This is a genomic window from Vibrio sabulosilitoris (assembly GCF_055391395.1).
This window is the reverse complement of record NZ_AP029601.1, coordinates 164,293-182,166: the sequence shown is the minus strand read 5'-3', so window position 1 is coordinate 182,166 and position 17,874 is coordinate 164,293. Positions and strand designations below refer to the sequence as shown.

19 protein-coding genes are annotated in these 17,874 nt (G+C 43.3%); 7 read left to right on the top strand and 12 right to left on the bottom strand.

Annotated features, from left to right (window positions below):
- Positions 1–155: 155 nt before the first annotated feature.
- Positions 156–785: a hypothetical protein gene (locus ACZ5R2_RS23730; protein ID WP_464900669.1), complete on the bottom strand. Its 630-nt coding sequence runs from the start codon at positions 783–785 to the stop codon at positions 156–158.
- 859 nt (positions 786–1,644) lie between these two features.
- Positions 1,645–2,592 carry a S49 family peptidase gene (locus ACZ5R2_RS23725; RefSeq protein ID WP_464900668.1) on the bottom strand — a complete coding sequence of 316 codons (948 nt, stop codon included), beginning with the start codon at positions 2,590–2,592 and terminating at the stop codon, positions 1,645–1,647.
- Between the two features lie 164 nt (positions 2,593–2,756).
- Between ACZ5R2_RS23725 and ACZ5R2_RS23720 the strand changes: the two genes are divergently transcribed.
- Positions 2,757–4,283 carry a UvrD-helicase domain-containing protein gene (locus ACZ5R2_RS23720; protein ID WP_464919476.1) on the top strand — a complete coding sequence of 509 codons (1,527 nt, stop codon included), beginning with the start codon at positions 2,757–2,759 and terminating at the stop codon, positions 4,281–4,283.
- A 20-nt stretch (positions 4,284–4,303) separates the two neighbouring features.
- Here the strand turns inward: ACZ5R2_RS23720 and ACZ5R2_RS23715 are convergent, their stop codons facing one another.
- Entirely contained in the window at positions 4,304–4,486 is a 183-nt protein-coding gene (locus ACZ5R2_RS23715; RefSeq protein ID WP_464900666.1) for a hypothetical protein, read from the bottom strand.
- Between the two features lie 413 nt (positions 4,487–4,899).
- On the opposite strand from ACZ5R2_RS23715, the gene ACZ5R2_RS23710 reads away from it, so the two are divergent.
- The 3 genes from ACZ5R2_RS23710 (at position 4,900) to ACZ5R2_RS23700 (ending at position 7,388) form a co-directional block, all read left to right on the top strand.
- On the top strand, positions 4,900–5,310 hold the full coding sequence (locus ACZ5R2_RS23710) for a hypothetical protein (protein WP_464900665.1): 411 nt from the start codon (positions 4,900–4,902) through the stop codon (positions 5,308–5,310).
- A gap of 33 nt (positions 5,311–5,343) precedes the next feature.
- On the top strand, positions 5,344–5,913 hold the full coding sequence (locus ACZ5R2_RS23705) for a hypothetical protein (RefSeq protein ID WP_464900664.1): 570 nt from the start codon (positions 5,344–5,346) through the stop codon (positions 5,911–5,913).
- 776 nt (positions 5,914–6,689) lie between these two features.
- Positions 6,690–7,388, top strand: coding sequence for a hypothetical protein (locus tag ACZ5R2_RS23700; RefSeq protein WP_464900663.1), 699 nt, complete (start codon positions 6,690–6,692; stop codon positions 7,386–7,388).
- Positions 7,389–7,454: 66 nt separating this feature from the next.
- Here ACZ5R2_RS23700 and ACZ5R2_RS23695 read toward each other — a convergent pair whose 3' ends face one another.
- The gene (locus ACZ5R2_RS23695; RefSeq protein ID WP_464900662.1) at positions 7,455–7,700 is read right to left on the bottom strand and encodes a hypothetical protein; all 246 of its coding nucleotides are present in this window, start codon (positions 7,698–7,700) and stop codon (positions 7,455–7,457) included.
- 76 nt (positions 7,701–7,776) lie between these two features.
- Between ACZ5R2_RS23695 and ACZ5R2_RS23690 the strand changes: the two genes are divergently transcribed.
- Positions 7,777–8,340, top strand: a complete 564-nt coding sequence (locus tag ACZ5R2_RS23690; protein WP_464900661.1) for a hypothetical protein — start codon at positions 7,777–7,779, stop codon at positions 8,338–8,340.
- Positions 8,341–8,660: 320 nt separating this feature from the next.
- Here the strand turns inward: ACZ5R2_RS23690 and ACZ5R2_RS23685 are convergent, their stop codons facing one another.
- Together ACZ5R2_RS23685 and ACZ5R2_RS23680 are read right to left on the bottom strand one after the other, a co-directional pair.
- Positions 8,661–9,212 (bottom strand): hypothetical protein, encoded by a 552-nt coding sequence (locus tag ACZ5R2_RS23685; protein WP_464900660.1) that lies wholly within the window; start codon positions 9,210–9,212, stop codon positions 8,661–8,663.
- A 120-nt stretch (positions 9,213–9,332) separates the two neighbouring features.
- Positions 9,333–10,493 carry a tyrosine-type recombinase/integrase gene (locus tag ACZ5R2_RS23680; RefSeq protein ID WP_464900659.1) on the bottom strand — a complete coding sequence of 387 codons (1,161 nt, stop codon included), beginning with the start codon at positions 10,491–10,493 and terminating at the stop codon, positions 9,333–9,335.
- 565 nt (positions 10,494–11,058) lie between these two features.
- On the opposite strand from ACZ5R2_RS23680, the gene ACZ5R2_RS23675 reads away from it, so the two are divergent.
- Positions 11,059–11,910 carry a hypothetical protein gene (locus tag ACZ5R2_RS23675; protein WP_464900658.1) on the top strand — a complete coding sequence of 284 codons (852 nt, stop codon included), beginning with the start codon at positions 11,059–11,061 and terminating at the stop codon, positions 11,908–11,910.
- Between the two features lie 264 nt (positions 11,911–12,174).
- Here ACZ5R2_RS23675 and ACZ5R2_RS23670 read toward each other — a convergent pair whose 3' ends face one another.
- From ACZ5R2_RS23670 to ACZ5R2_RS23650, 5 genes are all read right to left on the bottom strand, one after another.
- Positions 12,175–12,732 (bottom strand): hypothetical protein, encoded by a 558-nt coding sequence (locus tag ACZ5R2_RS23670; protein ID WP_464919475.1) that lies wholly within the window; start codon positions 12,730–12,732, stop codon positions 12,175–12,177.
- Between the two features lie 597 nt (positions 12,733–13,329).
- Positions 13,330–13,623: a hypothetical protein gene (locus ACZ5R2_RS23665; protein ID WP_464900656.1), complete on the bottom strand. Its 294-nt coding sequence runs from the start codon at positions 13,621–13,623 to the stop codon at positions 13,330–13,332.
- Positions 13,620–14,036, bottom strand: coding sequence for a hypothetical protein (locus ACZ5R2_RS23660; RefSeq protein WP_464900655.1), 417 nt, complete (start codon positions 14,034–14,036; stop codon positions 13,620–13,622). Before ACZ5R2_RS23660 ends, ACZ5R2_RS23665 begins: the two co-directional genes overlap by 4 nt.
- Positions 14,037–14,041: 5 nt before the next feature.
- Positions 14,042–14,842, bottom strand: a complete 801-nt coding sequence (locus ACZ5R2_RS23655) for a hypothetical protein (protein WP_464900654.1) — start codon at positions 14,840–14,842, stop codon at positions 14,042–14,044.
- A gap of 208 nt (positions 14,843–15,050) precedes the next feature.
- Entirely contained in the window at positions 15,051–15,338 is a 288-nt protein-coding gene (locus ACZ5R2_RS23650; protein WP_464900653.1) for a hypothetical protein, read from the bottom strand.
- Positions 15,339–16,157: 819 nt separating this feature from the next.
- Between ACZ5R2_RS23650 and ACZ5R2_RS23645 the strand changes: the two genes are divergently transcribed.
- Complete coding sequence (locus tag ACZ5R2_RS23645; protein WP_464900652.1) at positions 16,158–17,288, top strand: DNA-binding protein; 1,131 nt, start codon at positions 16,158–16,160, stop codon at positions 17,286–17,288.
- Positions 17,289–17,325: 37 nt separating this feature from the next.
- Here ACZ5R2_RS23645 and ACZ5R2_RS23640 read toward each other — a convergent pair whose 3' ends face one another.
- Positions 17,326–17,814 (bottom strand): hypothetical protein, encoded by a 489-nt coding sequence (locus tag ACZ5R2_RS23640; RefSeq protein WP_464900651.1) that lies wholly within the window; start codon positions 17,812–17,814, stop codon positions 17,326–17,328.
- Positions 17,815–17,874: the final 60 nt, after the last annotated feature.

Below are 17,874 nucleotides of genomic sequence, written 5' to 3'. Positions count from 1 at the left end.
TACCTATTAGGTTAGAGTCCGACACATGTCCCTAATTTAGCGACTATCGACAAACGCTTGCCGAAATGTCTTCTTTCCCGCTGTAACCCCAAACCGGTTCGAGGTTTCTCCTCAGAGCCTTTACATAACTGGCAACTGAGGAGGATACTGGAACATCAGTCTTTGAGCCCTACTAGACAATATCTGTATTTTCTGGCGCCGAGTGACTTATCAACATAAACAAGAGAGCCGTATTGCAACTCACGTTTAAGCCAGGCATCGCTCACATGGATACCTCGCCTTAGTGACTCTTCCCGACAACGTTCTACGAGTGGTCTGTAGTCCCAAACTTGTCGACGAATCACCGATAGGATCAGCTTCTGCTCTCGTGACAACCTAACACTGCCTCCAAACCACGTTAGCCTGTCGAGTTCATCGCACAAAGTTGAACGTGTACTACGCAGGTAATCCTCGATCGTTTCGATAGTCGGGTAACCATAGCCTTCTGACAAATCGGCGCTCACGCGAAACAGAAACCGCTCTAGGTTGCTAGTAAGTGCTCTTACGCCTATAGACTCGTTCACACTAAAAGACGCTGCTGCAGAGCGATAGAGGCGCGATTCTTTAGTAACAAACCATAACTCATCAGATTCATGCCACCAGTGATCGATGAAAGATGAGCTAATCACATATTCAGCAAGTGGTGAACTAGCCTTTAGCCGCCCAACACCATTCATTTCTGCCGGCCGCTGCGCGGCTCTCCATTCTGACTTTAACGTATCAAACCCTGCTTGGAGCACTATCAACTTTGGGACCCATGACTCCTGCAAAACTTTTCGTACTGGCCTAGTTTTCAATGTTTCATCAACCGGCAACCAACCAACTGGTCGTTGTGTAACATCTAAAACTAACCTAGATAGACATTCGACATGAACCCCAGCTCGAATGTAGTGGTTAGTACGTAGAGTCCCCATGACCGATGTGATACTGCTGCAATAGACACCGATTGACTGAGCGATACACACTTGAACGTCCAACAAGGTTTTGAGCGTTCGCGAATCACTACACCTGAGCACTTCTCGTGCCTTTTTGAGTGTTACTGATACATGTTTCTCGGAAATACAAAATTTAACAGCTAGCTGCTTCTGTGATTTGAACCTTGCACCCAGATAGTAGCTAGTTACCAGGTGAAGATGTTGATCTGAAAAATGGTGTAGATCCAACTTGATGGATGACCGCAGATCTGACCGGTTTGTGTTGCGACCCATTTTTTTTACCCCCTATAGGGGGAGGTCGCGATCAGGGCACTTTTCTAGAGACGTAGGAAAACTTACAGTCCCGTGCGCTGCATTGAAAAATTTAGAAGTTAAATTTGAAAAATGCAAACTACAACTTGAGCATTTACAAGTTGTATTTGTTAGCTATATGACTGATTTATTGGAGATTAGCAACTAGAGAAGGCACTGTGCTCGAACTGCATTATTTTTGGATTTTCACATTCGGTGGTAAAATAGCGACCTATCAGCCGGGCTGGCATGATCACTTCAATCGCTCATACATCCATACGAACAAGGTAAGATACGTCGTGATCTATTTTTTGGTGAAGGGGCGATCTGACAGTTGAGCTAGTGCCAGTAACTACCCGGCACCGCCCAACCGATTTGATTAGAATTCGACGCGTAACTCAGATTGGATAAGCGCGCGGCTAATCACATCAGACCAAAATTCTGATGTCAGGAACTGCATGATACTGCCGGTACCCTCGTTGTAGACAATAAACTTGTCTGTATCAAACTCGGCTGATAGAGCCTCTCTGACCTCATAGCTAGTCCTAATCTCATCAACCAAACCTAGCTCAACACTCTGCTCACCCGTCCACACCAAGCCTGTGAGCACACGTGGATCATCTGATAGCTTCTCGCCGCGGCCTTGGCGCACTACATTGGTAAACTCAGCATAAAGTGGTGTAAGTAACTCTGTCTCTATGTGCTGTGTGATAGCATCGTCCTCAGGTTGAAACGGATCGACGAAAGATTTCGATTCACCGATCGTGTAGCTGCGACGCTCGATACCCAGGGTTTTCATCGCATCGACTAGGCCAAAGCTTTCCATTTTAACTCCAATCGATCCAATCAACGAGTTTTTATGAGCGTAAACCATCCCGTTCTTTAGCGAACTACTGATATAGACGCAAGCACTGGCACAGACCTCCTCGATCTGAAAAACGATGGGCTTGCCCGCTGCATCTTGCTCTCTGATCAGCATTTCGGACAAGATCTCACTCTGAACAGGGCTGCCACCGGGTGAGTTGGCCATAATCACGACCGCTTTCGCACTGTCATTGTCTATCGCTTCTTTTAGAGCCTCGGCTAACTGCAACCCATCGCCGTATTTACTGCCTGAAGCGATAGCGCCATTGATCTTAATTACCGCTATATGGTCGTCAGACTTTTTGGGGCCTGATGGTTGTATAAACACCAGAGTTTGCCAGGTCGCCAATCCAGCAATGATAAATAGACCAAGTACTTTGAAAACGTTGATTATATTTCCACGACCAATTTTCTTCTTAACTTGCTGAACTTCACTGATCAGCGATTCTCTCTTGGTAGGCATGACTCATCCTTGATTACGGTTACCTCACATTAGGTTAGATGTTTTATCTAAAATATCAATAGGATAAGAGAACCTCATCTTGCTGATCTAAAAGCACTGAGACTTAAAATCAAAAGCTATGTGAGAGAATAGGTTATTAGATATTTTTTTGTAATGGACACTCAATGAAATACACACCGACCAGGGAAATGAGTCGAATTTTCAGGTTCGCCGATGAACGCCGCAGCTTTGTTGTTGAGGCTAAAGCTGGCGCCGGTAAGACGAGTACGGTTGCACAAGTGATCCGCAGGGTGGTTTCTGCTACAAACCCAGTGCTCTACCTGGTGTTTAACGTACACAACATCGCTGACGCGAAAGAAAAATTGCGCGGGATTGAACATGTTACTATCACTAACGTTCACAAACTTGCATTCGCCAACCTCGGCATCAAATATAAAGACAAAATCGGCGATATGAACTTCCCTGCTTACGCAGAACTCATAGGTAGCAAAGATAGTAATCTCGTCTCGAGTGTTCGAAAAACCATTAACAACTTCATCACTAGCTCAGATGCAACGATCAACTCACGGCATGCACCTAGTATCGGTCGCTCTTATAACTCGACGTGCAAGACAAGTAGAGTAGTCGATCACGCCAGACGAATCTGGTCAAGGATGCTCGACGTTGACGATAAACTAGCGAAAATGCCACACGATGGATACCTACACCAATTCTGCACAACAAACATTGGACTTCGAGTCCTGAGCCAATTTCCAACGGTGATAGTTGATGAAAGCCAAGACCAAAACGAAACATCCATTGCTCTTGAGAAGGCTTATCTATTTGAGAACAGCCAACACCAACTGATCAAAGTCGGCGACGAACACCAGGCCCTTTATCGCTTCCGCAATGCTGTCAATGCCAATGCTCGATATCGCGACACTCTGCCTTTTTTACCGCTTTCGAAGTCATGGCGCTTTGGAGAAGAAGTTGCCGCACTTTCTCAGCAAATTCTGACGCTTAAGGGAACCCCAAGGACAGACAAAATATACGGTAATGAGCAAACTCATACTGCGATACTACCACCGGGCTCAAGGCTATCTGGCCCGCGAGTTGTCCTTCATAGAACCGCTGCTGGCGTTGTTCGCACCGCTATTGCACTCTTAGCTAAAGGTGTACGCTTTAACGTAATGGGTGGCATAAATAATTACATTACCCAAGATCTTCGGTGGTATGAGCAGCTTCGACAAGGCAAAACCGTTGGCATACCGGTCTACTTCATCCGCAACGTCCCCAACTGGCAAAAAGTAGAAGAGCTAGCGAAAAATCATGAAGACCCGGATATAACCCGTGTCGTCAAGATTTTTGAGTTATGTCAGGCCAACCGGATCAACTCAATTCAAGAGCTTATTTCTCGCATTGAAGGTCAAGAGTCCGACTGTGATAGCAAAGCGATTACGCTGAGTACTGTACATCGATATAAGGGTAGTGAAGCCGATCAAGTGATATTGTCCAACGATTTTCGGACACTTGATAAGCTGGCTCTACTTAACAATGAAGAACTCGTTGATGAAATCAACACTCTTTATGTGGCCGTCACACGCGCGAGAAAACGGCTTGTCCTCGATGAAACGACGCAGCAGATAATGAATGGCAAAGGCATAATGCGACAAAAGAAAGCTAGGAACAGCAACCGCTATTGCGCCCGCTAAGAGCCGCAGGTAAGCGGCCCTTACTGTTTTGCCTTGTATCGGGCTATCACCTCTTTTACCTCATCCAGTACGCCATTAGGAACGCGCACTACGGTAGTAGGCTCACCCTGCTTACGGCCGCTACCTGCGCGCTTTCCACCGTGGCCAAAATTACCAAGGTCAGTCGTGGCCAGCAGTGATAGCTGCTCTTCTGTTTTACTCATCACACTCAGTCTACTCAAATATCGCAACTATACTGTCACAGACATTAAGCATCAAGAGCTTGGAATTGGTCGAGACCTACAAAGGTGATAAACTAGAGCCTTGAAGATTGGTGTTGCTCACGGAGGACAGCTTGATCAACAGTAACCAAAAAAGAAAATTCACGTTGTTTGGTATGATTACGGCCAGTACCATTTGGATATACCTAACGCTTGTAGTGCCCGAGTTTATATCTATAAATTCTCCATCCCTAATGTGTGTCTCGGGCGCGATTCTCGGTATTATTCTTACCCAGACAAATCAAACAACAGGCCACAGTGAAAACATTAAGTTGATTATCTCAGTCGCGTTACCTGCAATTGCATTGGGTGGTTCTGCTTTCCTACTGACAAAGGTCTACTTTTTGTAGCGCACCATGGACTTCATCATTCGCGTCAAACATAACTATCGGAACATACTCTTGTCAGCACAAGGAGTCGTCTCCGGGATGAGTGTACTAGGCAGCAGTGTTCCTGTGGCCACCCGCGATGGCTCGAGCCAGACAGTTGAATTCAGAGGTTTCGCCAGCCGCGACGATGGAAAATACCCCACTGACCATCTCGTTAAAGTGCTACAAGTAGCAAGCCTTTGTGACGATTCAACGAAAGAGGTTCAAGCTATTCCTGTTGGAGATTACTGCGTCGGTGTTTTAACCGACAATGGGGTACAATTAATCCTGAAGAACGAACGCCTTGTTCACTACGCCCATGATCAACAACCGGAAATCCGTAGCAAAGCTGAAGTCATTAACCTTTTTGACAACAAACATTCGGACCTCGACAAATAAGGCCGTACTCAAAAGAACTGGGAAGTTACCGCTATGCCAAACAACCAAATTAACCTTCGACCAACTTTTCAATCTGAACTCGGAGATACCCTGTTTCCTGGGGATGATTTCAACAGCCGTGAGCTCAACAACTTAGTGGGTGAGGTTGTTCAAGAAATCTCTCGACTAGATAAACCTTTCACGTTATCTGGGTTGACCGAAACTCTAGACTCAATGACACCACAGTTTTTACTTGACAGCATCTGGGATTCAAGAGACAAGCAACGTTGGTCATCCGAACTCAAACCCAAGCTCATCTCAGCATTTGAGGACTACTTTTCTAATGGCGGTGCTGAGTCGCGCCTTAGTGAAATAGCAGACTTGTTAAACAGGTTGCGAGAGAGCGGCATTGATATCTCCAACGCTAACAAACTTGAGGCCATACTGCTTGTCGGTGACTGGCGAGAGAAACTAGTGAGATTAGCGGAAGTGGGACGCCCTGTAGGTATCACCTTTACCGTACGTAATGACGCATCTCCTGAGGTAATCGCCTCTCTCATGCAGCAGTTCATGTTCAAGGCACAAGCGACTGAGCGATTTTTAGGCAACATCAAAGCGGGGTAGGGAAGCATCTAGAGTACTAATTGAATACACTAAAGCTACTAATATTCTGAGAGCCGGCAACACCATCTAACTTTGTATGACCTCTTTTAGACAATACTTGTATCAGTCAGGTTAAATAGAACACCCATTTGACGTCTACAAGCATTTAAACTTCAACATCGAAGGAGAGCGTATTAAGCGGATTGTTGCATCCATTTGCTTTGGGCAGTCGAACTGGACGCTATTTGATGAATCGACTGACGACCAAAGCGTTTCTTTCGGATACGCCATCTACATTAGTCGATGAAAAATTGAGATAAAGAAGGGTCAACTTGACTTTACTTACCTTCACACAGCAGTTAAATTTTGGTTTTAGTTATGGAGTTGCAATGGGGTGGTCAGTTTAGTTTTAACAAACACCAACTTGAGGGTAGAAAGTTAAACGCAACAGCCACTTAATGGCAGTGCTCGCGTTGTTGAATGGATGTCAAATTGACATTCTTGAGGCGGTAAACACTGCCAACATCAAACTTCATTTTCCTCCTGGCACTATAGTGCAAATTAGTAACCAGAAACCGCTTTTGTAACAGGAACTGATGCCTGTCCGAACAGTGGTGAAAACCGTAGTGTCGATTTAAGTTAAAAAAACGTCGAGGTTTTACTCGAATGTCATGAAGGTCCATTTCAAACATTCCCATTAGTGGAAACGTGGCGTGTCGTTTGGGTGGGTAAAAAGATAACAATAAATAGGCCGAACGGATTCGGCGTCACAGCAATCACTCAATAGCGGATACAATATGAGCTACCTAAAAAACGTTACCATCTCAGTTAGTATATTGATTACAGGTATCATTGGATACCATGTAGGAAAAACTCAAGCGATAGAGAGCACAAATCAACAAAACACCCTACTTAGTGCAGACGACACATTGATGGAGGAAGTTCAGACTCTAACAGAGCTAGATGGACTGAAAGGTGGCCCAGTGAGAATGAGCACCGCTCAAGCAGAAAAACAGCCTGTGCATTATCAAGCAGTAGAAACAATTAGTACACGAGAAGAGCCAGCAAGCGAGCTAAATGAGAGCGAAGTGCTTTTTGACGATCCACGAGTTGGTCGCGTGAAAGAGCCAATCAGTTGGGCTGACATTAACAAGTATGCGCCTCACTTGAGCTATGAAGCAAAACTCGATCTCGAGACACTCGCGATGTCCGATCACGACTCGGCTATAAAGATGTTGGCCAAGGAAGCCAAGTTCCCGGATACAGGCGACATTGAGAAGGATGTGTTCTTTTCGGCACTGGATCAACTATCGCCTGAGATTAATAACTTCATGTTCACAATTGATATTGCGTATCAGGAAAGGTGTGGCAAGCCTATGAATAACGAGCAGTTAAAGAATTCTGTTGTAAAAAGCAGTGACCTCTTTTTCCACTACCGAAAGCGCAACTACCTCAAGCTTCGTGAAGAAATGTACAAAATCGCGCCTTGTACTTAACAAATAGGGTAAATAACAGTGATAAAAGACCAATTCAAAATGTGGTTATGGAGAACTTTCAAATGCTCAAAAGGCAAACACATCAAAGGTGGCAATTTTTGTGCTGCCTTTGGATATCAGATAAATCCCAATGCCTATAAGCCTTACTCCGTGAAATTGACTGATGGTACATAGCATAATGTAATCGCGGTTAACGCGCTGCATGCTAAATCGCTCATCATCTTCGGTGATCACCTTGCCTTTAATCGTAGTACAGGGAAACCGATTGGCACACCAATAGCACACCCAGACAATATTGAATCTGTAACTCAACTACCGCTCGTTGATAAAACAGTTAGCGTGGAACGGCCCGCCACCGAAAAGCATGAAAATGGAACAATAAAAAACAATGATTGATTTTTACTTAAATATTATAGCTTTGGTGGCAATTACAGTAGGTGGATTTGCTGCTGCTTTGTCTTCACCTTCACCACAATACAATAAAGATGGTTCAGTTTCATTAGCGACAGAAGGTAGCAAAGATGATCGTATTGCAATGTACCATAAGCAAAGGCTGTTTCCTTGGTTCATAGCCCTTGTTGCTGTTGGAGGCCTCTTACAGATAATCTCAGTTAGTGCGCCCGTAATTCAAGAGTCACGTCAGCAACGGTTGCTTAACCTAGAGCTATTAGAACTACAAGTTGAAGAGAAGCGTTTATCAGTTGCGTTACTAAATCAAACTTATACTCCCGAAATAGAACAAGAAGACACTAACACCAAAATTTCGTCAAAGGGAGAGTCTTTAGAGTCGCAGGATCTGGAAGAACGTAATAAAGAGTTAACCGAATCTGTCGAGTTAACAGATAGCAGCGAAGATGTACTTAGCCCTCAAACCGACCTGACACTATCGCTAAAACCCGAGGTTGAATCTACGTTCAAATTTGTCCCATTGGGCGAGTATAAATCGGACTAGCCTCCAAAAATAGGCGCTCTCCTTCACGAAAGCGCCTTTAAACTACTATGAAGATGCAAGTCTTGTCTTGGTCATCGCACCAGATTCGATTTCCGCTCGGCGCCTTACATCGATAGGCCGAGCAATACGATTTCTAACTGAAAGATTGTTAGAGTAACGGTTCATACGCTCCAACGCGCTATCAAAGTCGAAGTCGTTGCGAGCACTGTCATCTGACGATGAACGTTTTGTGTATACAAAGTTAGTTTTCATACGTACTCCCACTTTAGAATCTCTCGCCTCATCTGATCTTACTACACGGCTAGCCCTTTTTAAAGTTATCATATCAATCCCTCTAAACTCTTACAGAGTGCGTCGTTCGCATAATCAAACGGATCAGGCTCAGTATACCCTTCGTCGTGGTACAAGTGAATAGCTCCCTCATAAGGTGATTGTATCCCAACCCACTGAATTTCCAGTGCTGCGGCAAAATACTCAGCATAGATTGTAGCAAGCCTAAGCCGTAAACCATCAATTGGGCTCTCATCATGATTCCCCTCAAGAAAATTAATTTTCAGAATCAACTTTCCTCTTGACGGTTTACCGAGAACCAATGCACAAAGCTTCTCGCCATGCCAAATGGCAAGTTCAATCCTGGAAGAATAGTTCTGACGGTATTTATCTAAGGTTGTACGCCATTCATCTGGTGTCCCTACTGAACGCGTAGGGTCTGGATGTTGTACCCAGTCTCTATCCAAATAATTCAATGCCTTGCCGTCAATATCGGTGAGCTTTATGAAGCCTTCATGCTCTGGATATATCTCAACAAAATCTTGGACAACTTTTAGGGCTACCGCTCCCCTTAAGTCTTTATATTTCTTTGCTATATTCATTATGTACTACGTTGTTGTGAAACTAGGATTCTTTTAACAGGTCAAAGAGCAAGGTGTCAATCCACAGAATCATCCAAATTAGGTGATTTGACCCTTACATGACATTAGGATTTAAACCACTTACACCACACCTCGATGCCCACGCCGCCTTGCCATCGCTCCATCAGCAAGATCAGCGCCTTGAGCATAGCGAGCAGGCATTTCTGGCGAAGACCAACCACCAGCCTTTTGTATTGCAGGCAGGGTTACGTTGTCACGTAGCATATCCTGCGCGGCCCCAACTCGACCTGAGTGACCTGAGAGCACTTTACCTACTACCGCGCTGTAGCGCTTAAAAACTTTATACACTGTTTTCCGATCGATATGCTTGCCATCGACAACCTTCCGCCTAGCACCACCTTTGACGCAAGGTACAAACAGGTAAGCTTTCCTGGCCGACTTAGTTAATCGTTTGCTCGGCAATTCAATACCTGCTTCGCGGCAGTACGATGCGAGAAAACCGACTGTTTCGGGCGACAAGTAACGAAAATCCTTCTTACCTACCTTATTTGCTTTGGAGAAAGGAATGTTGAGTACGCCAGCTCCATCAGGGCGAAGCTCGATGTCCTCTATCTTAATTGTGGCAATTTCCATCGATCGCGCCATTGTCTCATAGGCCAAGGCGAGAATAAGCCGGTCACGGTGCTCAATAACCGATTGCGGCTCTCCGAGCTTTGCAATGACATGATCAAGATCGACGTCATTGAAACCAACAGCTTGAGAAATTGTTTCACCAGCTGCAACCTTTGAACGAGAGATTGCACGCAAGCGCAACTTAACATATTCATCGTCGCAGGGATTCGGCATACCGGTAACCCGGTGCATCTTAGAAATTGACCAAACATACGACTTTAGCGTGTTTCGATGACAACGACTGCTATGGTATTCGAGAAAGCTCTCTACTGTTGCCGGCTCTGCTGGCAATGAATTTAGTGCCTGATCAGTGCAGTAACGCGAGAACACAGCAAAGTTGTAGGTCAATTGCTTGACGGTATTAGGACTATAGGCCTCTTGACGATCCGCGAAGGAATTAAGCAAAGAGGAGACACACGCCTGGATCTCTGGACTATCGTCTAAGTTAATACCGTTATCCGAAGCCAGCTTCATGATCTTAAGCATGGTGCTAGGCCGCAATGATTTACCATCCGAACTCATTTTGTTTATCACGCGTTTTATCTCGGACAGCTTCTGAACCTTACTGTCGCGCTTCGCCAATAACGCCAACTTACCGTTTTGTTCCATCTATCCTCCGTCAACTACGTGCGCTGGTGCAGCGCAAACAAATACACATGTACAAACATACAGCAAAAGCAGACCTGAAGCCATGGAAATAGGTGGACATAATCAGAAATATGTACACTAAAAATTGTATGCATTATTTATCAATGCGTTATGGAAAGACAAGTGCCTCACCTGTGTCGTTACAGCGTCACTCAACTAAATGGACTATTAAGGCCATTCATAGTTCTAAACACGTGACCACGTAACACTTGAAATCTATCGAATTTTAGAGGTCTATTAGTCCGTTCCGTGAAACTTGGCTATCAACATCTTCATTGATAATTTCAGGTTTTAAGTTAGTATCTTTGATACTCTCTAAAGACAAAGAAATATTTTAAACTGTACGTATAGAAATCTAATGTCAGCAATCAACAGGACACCCGTTGATTTCATTAAGCAGTTCGCACTTCGGAATTAAATCCATAACGGCAATTTATATTGTTTTTTCTTTGGCAAACCACTTAAAGGAGTGTTAATATAATTTAGAACCCACTTAGTTTATCATTTTTTTACATGGAATTTAAAAATGAAAAAAACCGTTCTATTAGCAGCAATCCTTTTGTCATTTGGCGCGTCAGCCAATGAGAACTCATTAGGTACGAACTTTATATATGACTCAAAGCACTCTTACTCTGTTGGTCGTCATAATTCCACATATGGTGGAACTCAAATTCAATCCAATGGATTTGATAACAATATTTTTGATAGTAACGAGTCTATTGTTCAAGGTAAACGAAATGAACTGCATGAATCCACTAATGTGCACATCAGTGGATTAAAAAATTCTGTCGTTGACTCTGACAATAGTTTTCTCTTTGGAACTGGCAATGAGCTATTTGGTGAATCAACCGACAACACTATTATTGGTCGTTACAACCATTCCAGAACATATAGTAGAAGAAATGTTGTCATCGGTACAAATAACAACAATGACTACTCTTCAGATAACTATGTTTTAGGTGAACAAAATAACTTTGAAGATGCAAGCCTTAATTATACCATTGGTTCAGGCAACTACCTTTCTTACGAATCTGACAACAACATTCTCATGAGCAAAGATTCATGGATTAATCGTGGCCGTGAGAACATAATAGTTGGCAACGGTCCAGGTTTGGAAGATTCCACTAGAAATACTGTTTTGGCGAACGGTAGTAGTATCACCAATTCGCACAATTCACTTATTATTGGAAATAGTTCTGATGTTTACAACGCGAACGATGGTGTATATATTGTAGCCGGTCAGTACTATGGCGATGAAAACCAATATGACAGAGATGTCGTTACTATTTCAGGTGAAAACATTCGAATTTGCCAGGGAAGCGAATGCATTGATAATGTCTTTGAGCTTCTTAAGTCGCTGCAATCTCAAGCGAACTAGCTGAAGAAATTTAAGTAACAATCGAGGATAGTGGCCGCTGCTATCCTCTTTCAATGAAATCCACTCTTGGGACTTTGCAAAGCTCCTTAACTCCCTGACTACATCGATTATAAGTATAACACCTCACAATTAGTCAACCTCAACCCATCCCAATGAGCAGCTGCCATCGACAACCCTTTCTTTAAGAGATTTTTAGCTTATGCGTGGACATTCCATTAAAAAAGGTGGCATCTATAGCCACCTTTGTACCAATCAAAACAGAGACTAATTTCTGTACTTTTCGTCTAGGATTTGTAGTAATTCAAAAACATCTCCAATACATTCATCTTGTCGGCAAATGCTAATATCTTCAGCAGACAAAGTTATTGTTTCTTTTCCATCGTTAAAACGGCCGGTTAATTCACCCGCAACTATATAAATACCTCTCTCTGGATCTTGAACAACAGCATTATGACCAACAATTGTGGCATCGTAACCATTATATGCACCACTCCTACTACCTAACAGCGTTACATCTCTAGAATTATATAGTTCATTATGTGCTCCAGAGACAAACGAACCAAAAGTATCTCGGAAAGCATTCTGGAACCCAAAGGAGTAGGTCATGTCTGAATTTTCAAAAAGGTTCAAGTCACCAATCGCGAAGTTACTATTAGAACGATAGTTCAACTTATTTTGGTTACCGAAAGCTGTACCATAAGAGGGTGACTCAAACTTATTATATTTTCCAAAGATAATGTTATCACTTGAATTAAACTCTGCTCTGTTCCCTGTACCTACAATGATGTTTCTATTAGAGCCTTCTGCAGCTGTATTACCCATTCCTCGAATGTCATTCAGTTCTGTATTATGCAATTGGTTTTCTCGACCAAATACGCTTGATTTTTGCGAATCAAAAATATCGTTTCGACCACCATTAACTACAGTCCTTCCACTATTAGTGACAAAGTTGCTGCCTACAGAATAAGTATTCGGAGATAGCTCTATAGAGTTGGAGCCTACTGCATATGAGTAGGGGAATCTATAATAGAGTCACTGCCCAATGAATTTTCGCTTGCAATGACGCTTGTTGATGAGACGACTACTAACGCTAATAGAACTTGATTAAATTTCATTTTCTCTCCTTGTTTTATACGTACGTAGATAAACCTGCGGTGTATCGCAGGATAAGCAAATAAGTCAAAATCAAACTTTACTGCATTTTGACTTACTATGCTTTGATGATAAATTCTCTCGCCTATGTTCCAAAGGCTTCTGGTGGTTCAAAAGTTATATTGCCAAACAATTATCCGATCGTCTAATTGTCTAATGATATATTTTTCGTGCTTCTAGTGGTAGGCAAAATAAGCGGAGCAACGTGTACAATGACCTTACCCCACATAATTTACGCCTTCATTCGATCGAGCTATTGGAAATCAATCAGTCAACACTGTTAATGTTACGGTTCGATTGAGCAATTTTAACGTAATACCGAATAGGCGGAATATAAAAAAGTGCGGCTGTAAGCAATGCCAATGTAATAATGAGTGGTGAATGACCCTTATAAACCTGCACACCTACAAAGAATAGTACTGACAAAGTAAAATACTTGGCTTTAAATAGGCCGTTTATATAAAGTGCTACAATTAGAGAAGGTGACAACTTAAGATCATTAAAGTCTTGTTCAAATCTTTGTAAAGGTTTCACAAAGTGTGGTGTTCTTGATTCTTTCATTTAATCTTTTCCGATTTAACTGCACCTAGGCGCTTTGATAAAAAAATGAGAGTACCCCAAACTAGAACAGCAAAAACAATCAGCTCTAACTCTTGATACTCCCACTGAATTGCTTTTCCGACATACGTTACTGCTAAATAGCCGTATAAAGCGGTCAGCAATAGTGCCAAAGGGGTAGCGATAATCACATTGGCCAGTCTTGGCCACCGGTTCCCAGAGTTTAACAATGTAACCAAGAACCCGAAAACCAAGACCGTATAGACAATGCCTGTTTCAGCAAAGATGAGGCTGAGTGGGCCTTGATCACCGCTTAAAAATCGCATCCAAACCAATGGAAAAGAGCTAAAGAACCCGAACCCAAACCAGGTTGATTGGAATAGAGCCTGTATCGAGAGATCACGCCATGATTTCATTAAGCTCATTTTGACATCTCACTAATCTCAAAGTCGACTCTAACCGAATAACCATGATACATTTCATAAAAATTTGATGAATACTCCTTTTGCCATTTCTTTGGGTCAGGTGGAGGAGTCTTTGCTGCGTACACTGGCGACGTATCTTTGCCCACGTATGTCCTGCCTTCCTTATAGTAGAAATCCTGAACACCAAGCTCCAAAATGTGGCTATTCCCCATTGCACTAAACGTCGTGCGTGTGAGAACTCGAGGCGAATACAATCTGATATGTGCCTCGATCGCATCTATCTGCTTCTTCGTAATTGCCGTTGCGTTTTTTGTTCTATCGCGATCGTAGGGGTTAAAACCATCGTAAGCTGATACTGATAGTGTGAGATCACTGTTTTGAGCCACAGCGTCAAGCAGAGCGTTTAGTTGCCCATGCGCTTCAGGAAGCATTGCTGTGCTACCTGTTGAGAAGACCTTTCCGTCAACAAAGCTCAATGTTACTAAAGATGCTTGTGGTTTTCCGCTTCTGTAATTGTAAAGTACCAACACGTCATCTTCCGGAATAGCGCCTTCAATGAATGTGCCGGCTTCAGCATGAAGGCCGAAGAAGGCAGAGGGTTCATAAGGAGCTTCTTTTACTTTATCGACCAACTCTACTAGTGGCGCACTAAGTGTATCCTGATACTGGACCAATCGTGCTTTTTGCTGTTCGTCCTTTTCGGCTTGAGTAAGAGGGGTTGATTTTGTAGAGCTACAACCCGCTAAACCGAACGCAAGAGCAATGCCTAAAACGACTGCTTTATCATTTGGAAACATAGATGCCTTTCCGTGTCTAATTCATCTCAAAATGTAGGATAACAGATTTGACTTATGTTTTGTCTGATCGTTTTTTTGGTTCAAGAATTTTCTATTCCATTTGAACTGATTGATGTGATAATCGCAAGTGAATTTTCTAGTATGCAGAATCCGATAATTTCTTCTCAAAAGCTATTGAAGCACGCCACCAAGTACAACTCAGTGTAGTTTAGTGAACTGTATCCGAATCGGTAATAATACAGTCCTCTACCTCTATATGATATGCCGCCGCAATAATTTTCGATTCGTCTTCTGTCAATGACAAGCTTAATTCACCAGCGTTTAATAGATAATATGGGCTCCCTAGGCTAGTTCTATCATCTATAAAATAAATCGCGATATCAGTTGCATCAGCCGACACCCTTATATTTTCGTGCCACACTTCTAACTTGTTAATATCTGACATTAACCAACAATGGCATCCATTAAACAAGACTATAGGATCGTATTCTTTCATAGTTTCTCTTTGATTCTTAACTGAAGAAAAGAGTATTGACACACTTTTTATTAATGACAACGTCGGTGTAAATCTTTGCGTAGTACATCGCAAAGCTCATATATATTTGAAATGCACAACTACACATTCTCATTATCTAGTCTAATTTGTGCGTATATGACGGGCAGGCGTGGGGACTTCGTGACCAAGTGCGAGAGCTAGAGGACTACCGTACCGGGTACCCGACGTTTACGGCGCTATGGCCGTGCCGGTCATTTCCCTCGAACAAGGCAACCTTCAACTCGAACACTACGATATCGGTGCTCCTGGGTATACAGTTGCGGTTGGCATTAGAAAAGAACTTATCAGATGGTACTGAGATGAGTGCGACAAGATAAGCAATGAAATCATAACAGCCACCTCCTTGAAACCAGTGAGAAGTTCATAAGCCCTGCGCCTCTTACCATGAAGCCCCGTTGAACTCCGACACCCGGTCACATTTCCTATTAGGTCTTGTTGTTCTTGTCTTTGGTAACGACACAGACCTTATCGTGTAGCTTTGGACATGGTGATAACACCCATAGTTGCCGCTTCATTGCGATCAGCTCTCAAAAACTTCTCGTCTCTGCAGGGTAGAGCTGATTTGGTTATGCCAATTTTGGTAAAAATTCGATGAATAATCACCAGTAGTACTTCGAGGGACCGCCGGGGCCGGACGCAATGGCAAGAGCAAATATTCGTAAGTCTGATTTTAGGTCCTAAACTTGAAGTGATTGTTTGTATGCTTGTATGTTAGTTGCTAACATACAAACAAACATATTACTGTACAAGGTGATGATCATGGCTAGAGATCGTGGATTCTCAATCGAAGATGTTAAGAAGGCTGCCACTGAGCTGTTGGCCGAAGGTAAAAATATCAATGGCACTTCATTAAGGAAGAAAATTGGTACTGGTCGACCATCTGCTTTGATCGCAGCCTATTCGGAACTACTTGATAAAGGGGCGATTTCTATACCTGCTCAGATTGATAAGGCCGAGCCCATCAAACGAAGAGAACTACCACAAGATGTAAACGATCAGCTATCTTCACTTCTTGAGCAGGCATCAGAAATGGTCCACCAGATCAATGACTATGCAAACCATCTTGCCGAACTGCGATTAAACAACGCGGTCCTAGAGGCTACTGAAGCTGCGGCCAATGCTACGCTTAAAGTTGAAGAGAGCCTGGCTCAGCAAGCGGACGCATTCGAAGCCAACGAAGATTTAAAGGATGAGATAGAGTCACTCAAGGGCCGGCTACAATCTGCCAATGACGAAATTTCCCAGTTAAAAATAGACAAGGTTGAACTGTCCTCTAAGCTTGCTGCCAGCATGTCTAAAGTTAAAGACCGCGATGCAGCGATAGCCGAGCAAACCAAGACTCTTAAGAAGCACAAAGTTGCGTTAGAGACAGCTGAGAAAGGGAGAGTTAAGGCCGAAGGACAGGTGACCTTACTAGAGACCAGAGTTACTCAGCTTGAGAGTGACCTATCAGAGTTCAACAAAACTACTGGTATGCTTGAACAAGCTCAAACACAAATAGAGTCCATGAGCACTGAAATTGCTACGCTAACAGGTCGAGTGCAAGATGCAAATGACGCAAAAACAAAAGCATTGAATAACCAGGCTAGCTTAGAAAGTACTATCAGCGGATTAAATAAAGAGCTCGAAACCGTAAGAGGTGATCTGTCATCGTCCCAAACCTACGTCGGACAGCTGCAGGCGCAAGTGGAGACGATCCCAGAGTTAATTGATGCGCGGGACAACATTTCATCGGCTATGAATAAACTACAGCTCGACCTCAATTCTTCCACGAGCAAAGTCGAATTACTCGAGCTTCAAAACAACCAATACTCGATTGACAATACCGAGCTTGTTCGTCAACTTGCCCTAATTGAAAACAAAAGCAAAAAGGAGTCTAGTGACGACTAATTGGTTAAGGTTTGCTAGGCGGCTTGGCCGATCGAGTTCAACGGGATGCTTTGCATATCTCAGCTCGTCTAACACTGGTAACAGGTGGTTTAGTTTGTATTAGCAGGTCATCATCGCAGAACAACTCATAAGCCCAACGGTACTTATCAGGTCTAGCGAGGATAGTTGGCAGAACTTCATCTGATACTTTTCCGCCTTCCAGTGCTCCCTTGAGTTTGTTAAGAATGAAAACTGATTTGGTTTCTCTTTGGTAACTGAGTTTGGCGCTTTGCGAGGTTGTCCTTGCCGGCGTTAAGAACTCTACAAACCAATTGCGTTGCAATGGCGATAAACTGTCATCGTGGAAGAAAAGGTCATTGTTGAGGAGTTCAATAGCTGTTTTTTGATCTCCCATCCTGAGTAAATTGGCTACGATTTGATACGATGACAAGGCTCGTTTGTCGGGAGCGTTAATATAGGGCGCTTCTGAAAGCTGATTCGCGCACTGACCAATTGCGCTAGAGGGCATGAACAGCTCTTTCATCATTGCTGAATCTGAGTTCAAGCTGCATACTCTGCCATTGATACTACGCTTAGAAACTTGTCT

Bases quoted from the DNA above. Each gene is read 5' to 3' on its own strand.
- ACZ5R2_RS23725 (WP_464900668.1), bottom strand. From the start codon at position 2,592: ATGCCTACCAAGAGAGAATCGCTGATCAGTGAAGTTCAGCAAGTTAAG.
- ACZ5R2_RS23720 (WP_464919476.1), top strand. From the start codon at position 2,757: ATGAAATACACACCGACCAGGGAAATGAGTCGAATTTTCAGGTTCGCC.
- ACZ5R2_RS23715 (WP_464900666.1), bottom strand. From the start codon at position 4,486: ATGAGTAAAACAGAAGAGCAGCTATCACTGCTGGCCACGACTGACCTT.
- ACZ5R2_RS23710 (WP_464900665.1), top strand. From the start codon at position 4,900: ATGGACTTCATCATTCGCGTCAAACATAACTATCGGAACATACTCTTG.
- ACZ5R2_RS23705 (WP_464900664.1), top strand. From the start codon at position 5,344: ATGCCAAACAACCAAATTAACCTTCGACCAACTTTTCAATCTGAACTC.
- ACZ5R2_RS23700 (WP_464900663.1), top strand. From the start codon at position 6,690: ATGAGCTACCTAAAAAACGTTACCATCTCAGTTAGTATATTGATTACA.
- ACZ5R2_RS23690 (WP_464900661.1), top strand. From the start codon at position 7,777: ATGATTGATTTTTACTTAAATATTATAGCTTTGGTGGCAATTACAGTA.
- ACZ5R2_RS23685 (WP_464900660.1), bottom strand. From the start codon at position 9,212: ATGAATATAGCAAAGAAATATAAAGACTTAAGGGGAGCGGTAGCCCTA.
- ACZ5R2_RS23680 (WP_464900659.1), bottom strand. From the start codon at position 10,493: ATGGAACAAAACGGTAAGTTGGCGTTATTGGCGAAGCGCGACAGTAAG.
- ACZ5R2_RS23675 (WP_464900658.1), top strand. From the start codon at position 11,059: ATGAAAAAAACCGTTCTATTAGCAGCAATCCTTTTGTCATTTGGCGCG.
- ACZ5R2_RS23670 (WP_464919475.1), bottom strand. From the start codon at position 12,732: ATGGGTAATACAGCTGCAGAAGGCTCTAATAGAAACATCATTGTAGGT.
- ACZ5R2_RS23665 (WP_464900656.1), bottom strand. From the start codon at position 13,623: ATGAAAGAATCAAGAACACCACACTTTGTGAAACCTTTACAAAGATTT.
- ACZ5R2_RS23660 (WP_464900655.1), bottom strand. From the start codon at position 14,036: ATGAAATCATGGCGTGATCTCTCGATACAGGCTCTATTCCAATCAACC.
- ACZ5R2_RS23655 (WP_464900654.1), bottom strand. From the start codon at position 14,842: ATGTTTCCAAATGATAAAGCAGTCGTTTTAGGCATTGCTCTTGCGTTC.
- ACZ5R2_RS23650 (WP_464900653.1), bottom strand. From the start codon at position 15,338: ATGAAAGAATACGATCCTATAGTCTTGTTTAATGGATGCCATTGTTGG.
- ACZ5R2_RS23645 (WP_464900652.1), top strand. From the start codon at position 16,158: ATGGCTAGAGATCGTGGATTCTCAATCGAAGATGTTAAGAAGGCTGCC.
- ACZ5R2_RS23640 (WP_464900651.1), bottom strand. From the start codon at position 17,814: ATGATGAAAGAGCTGTTCATGCCCTCTAGCGCAATTGGTCAGTGCGCG.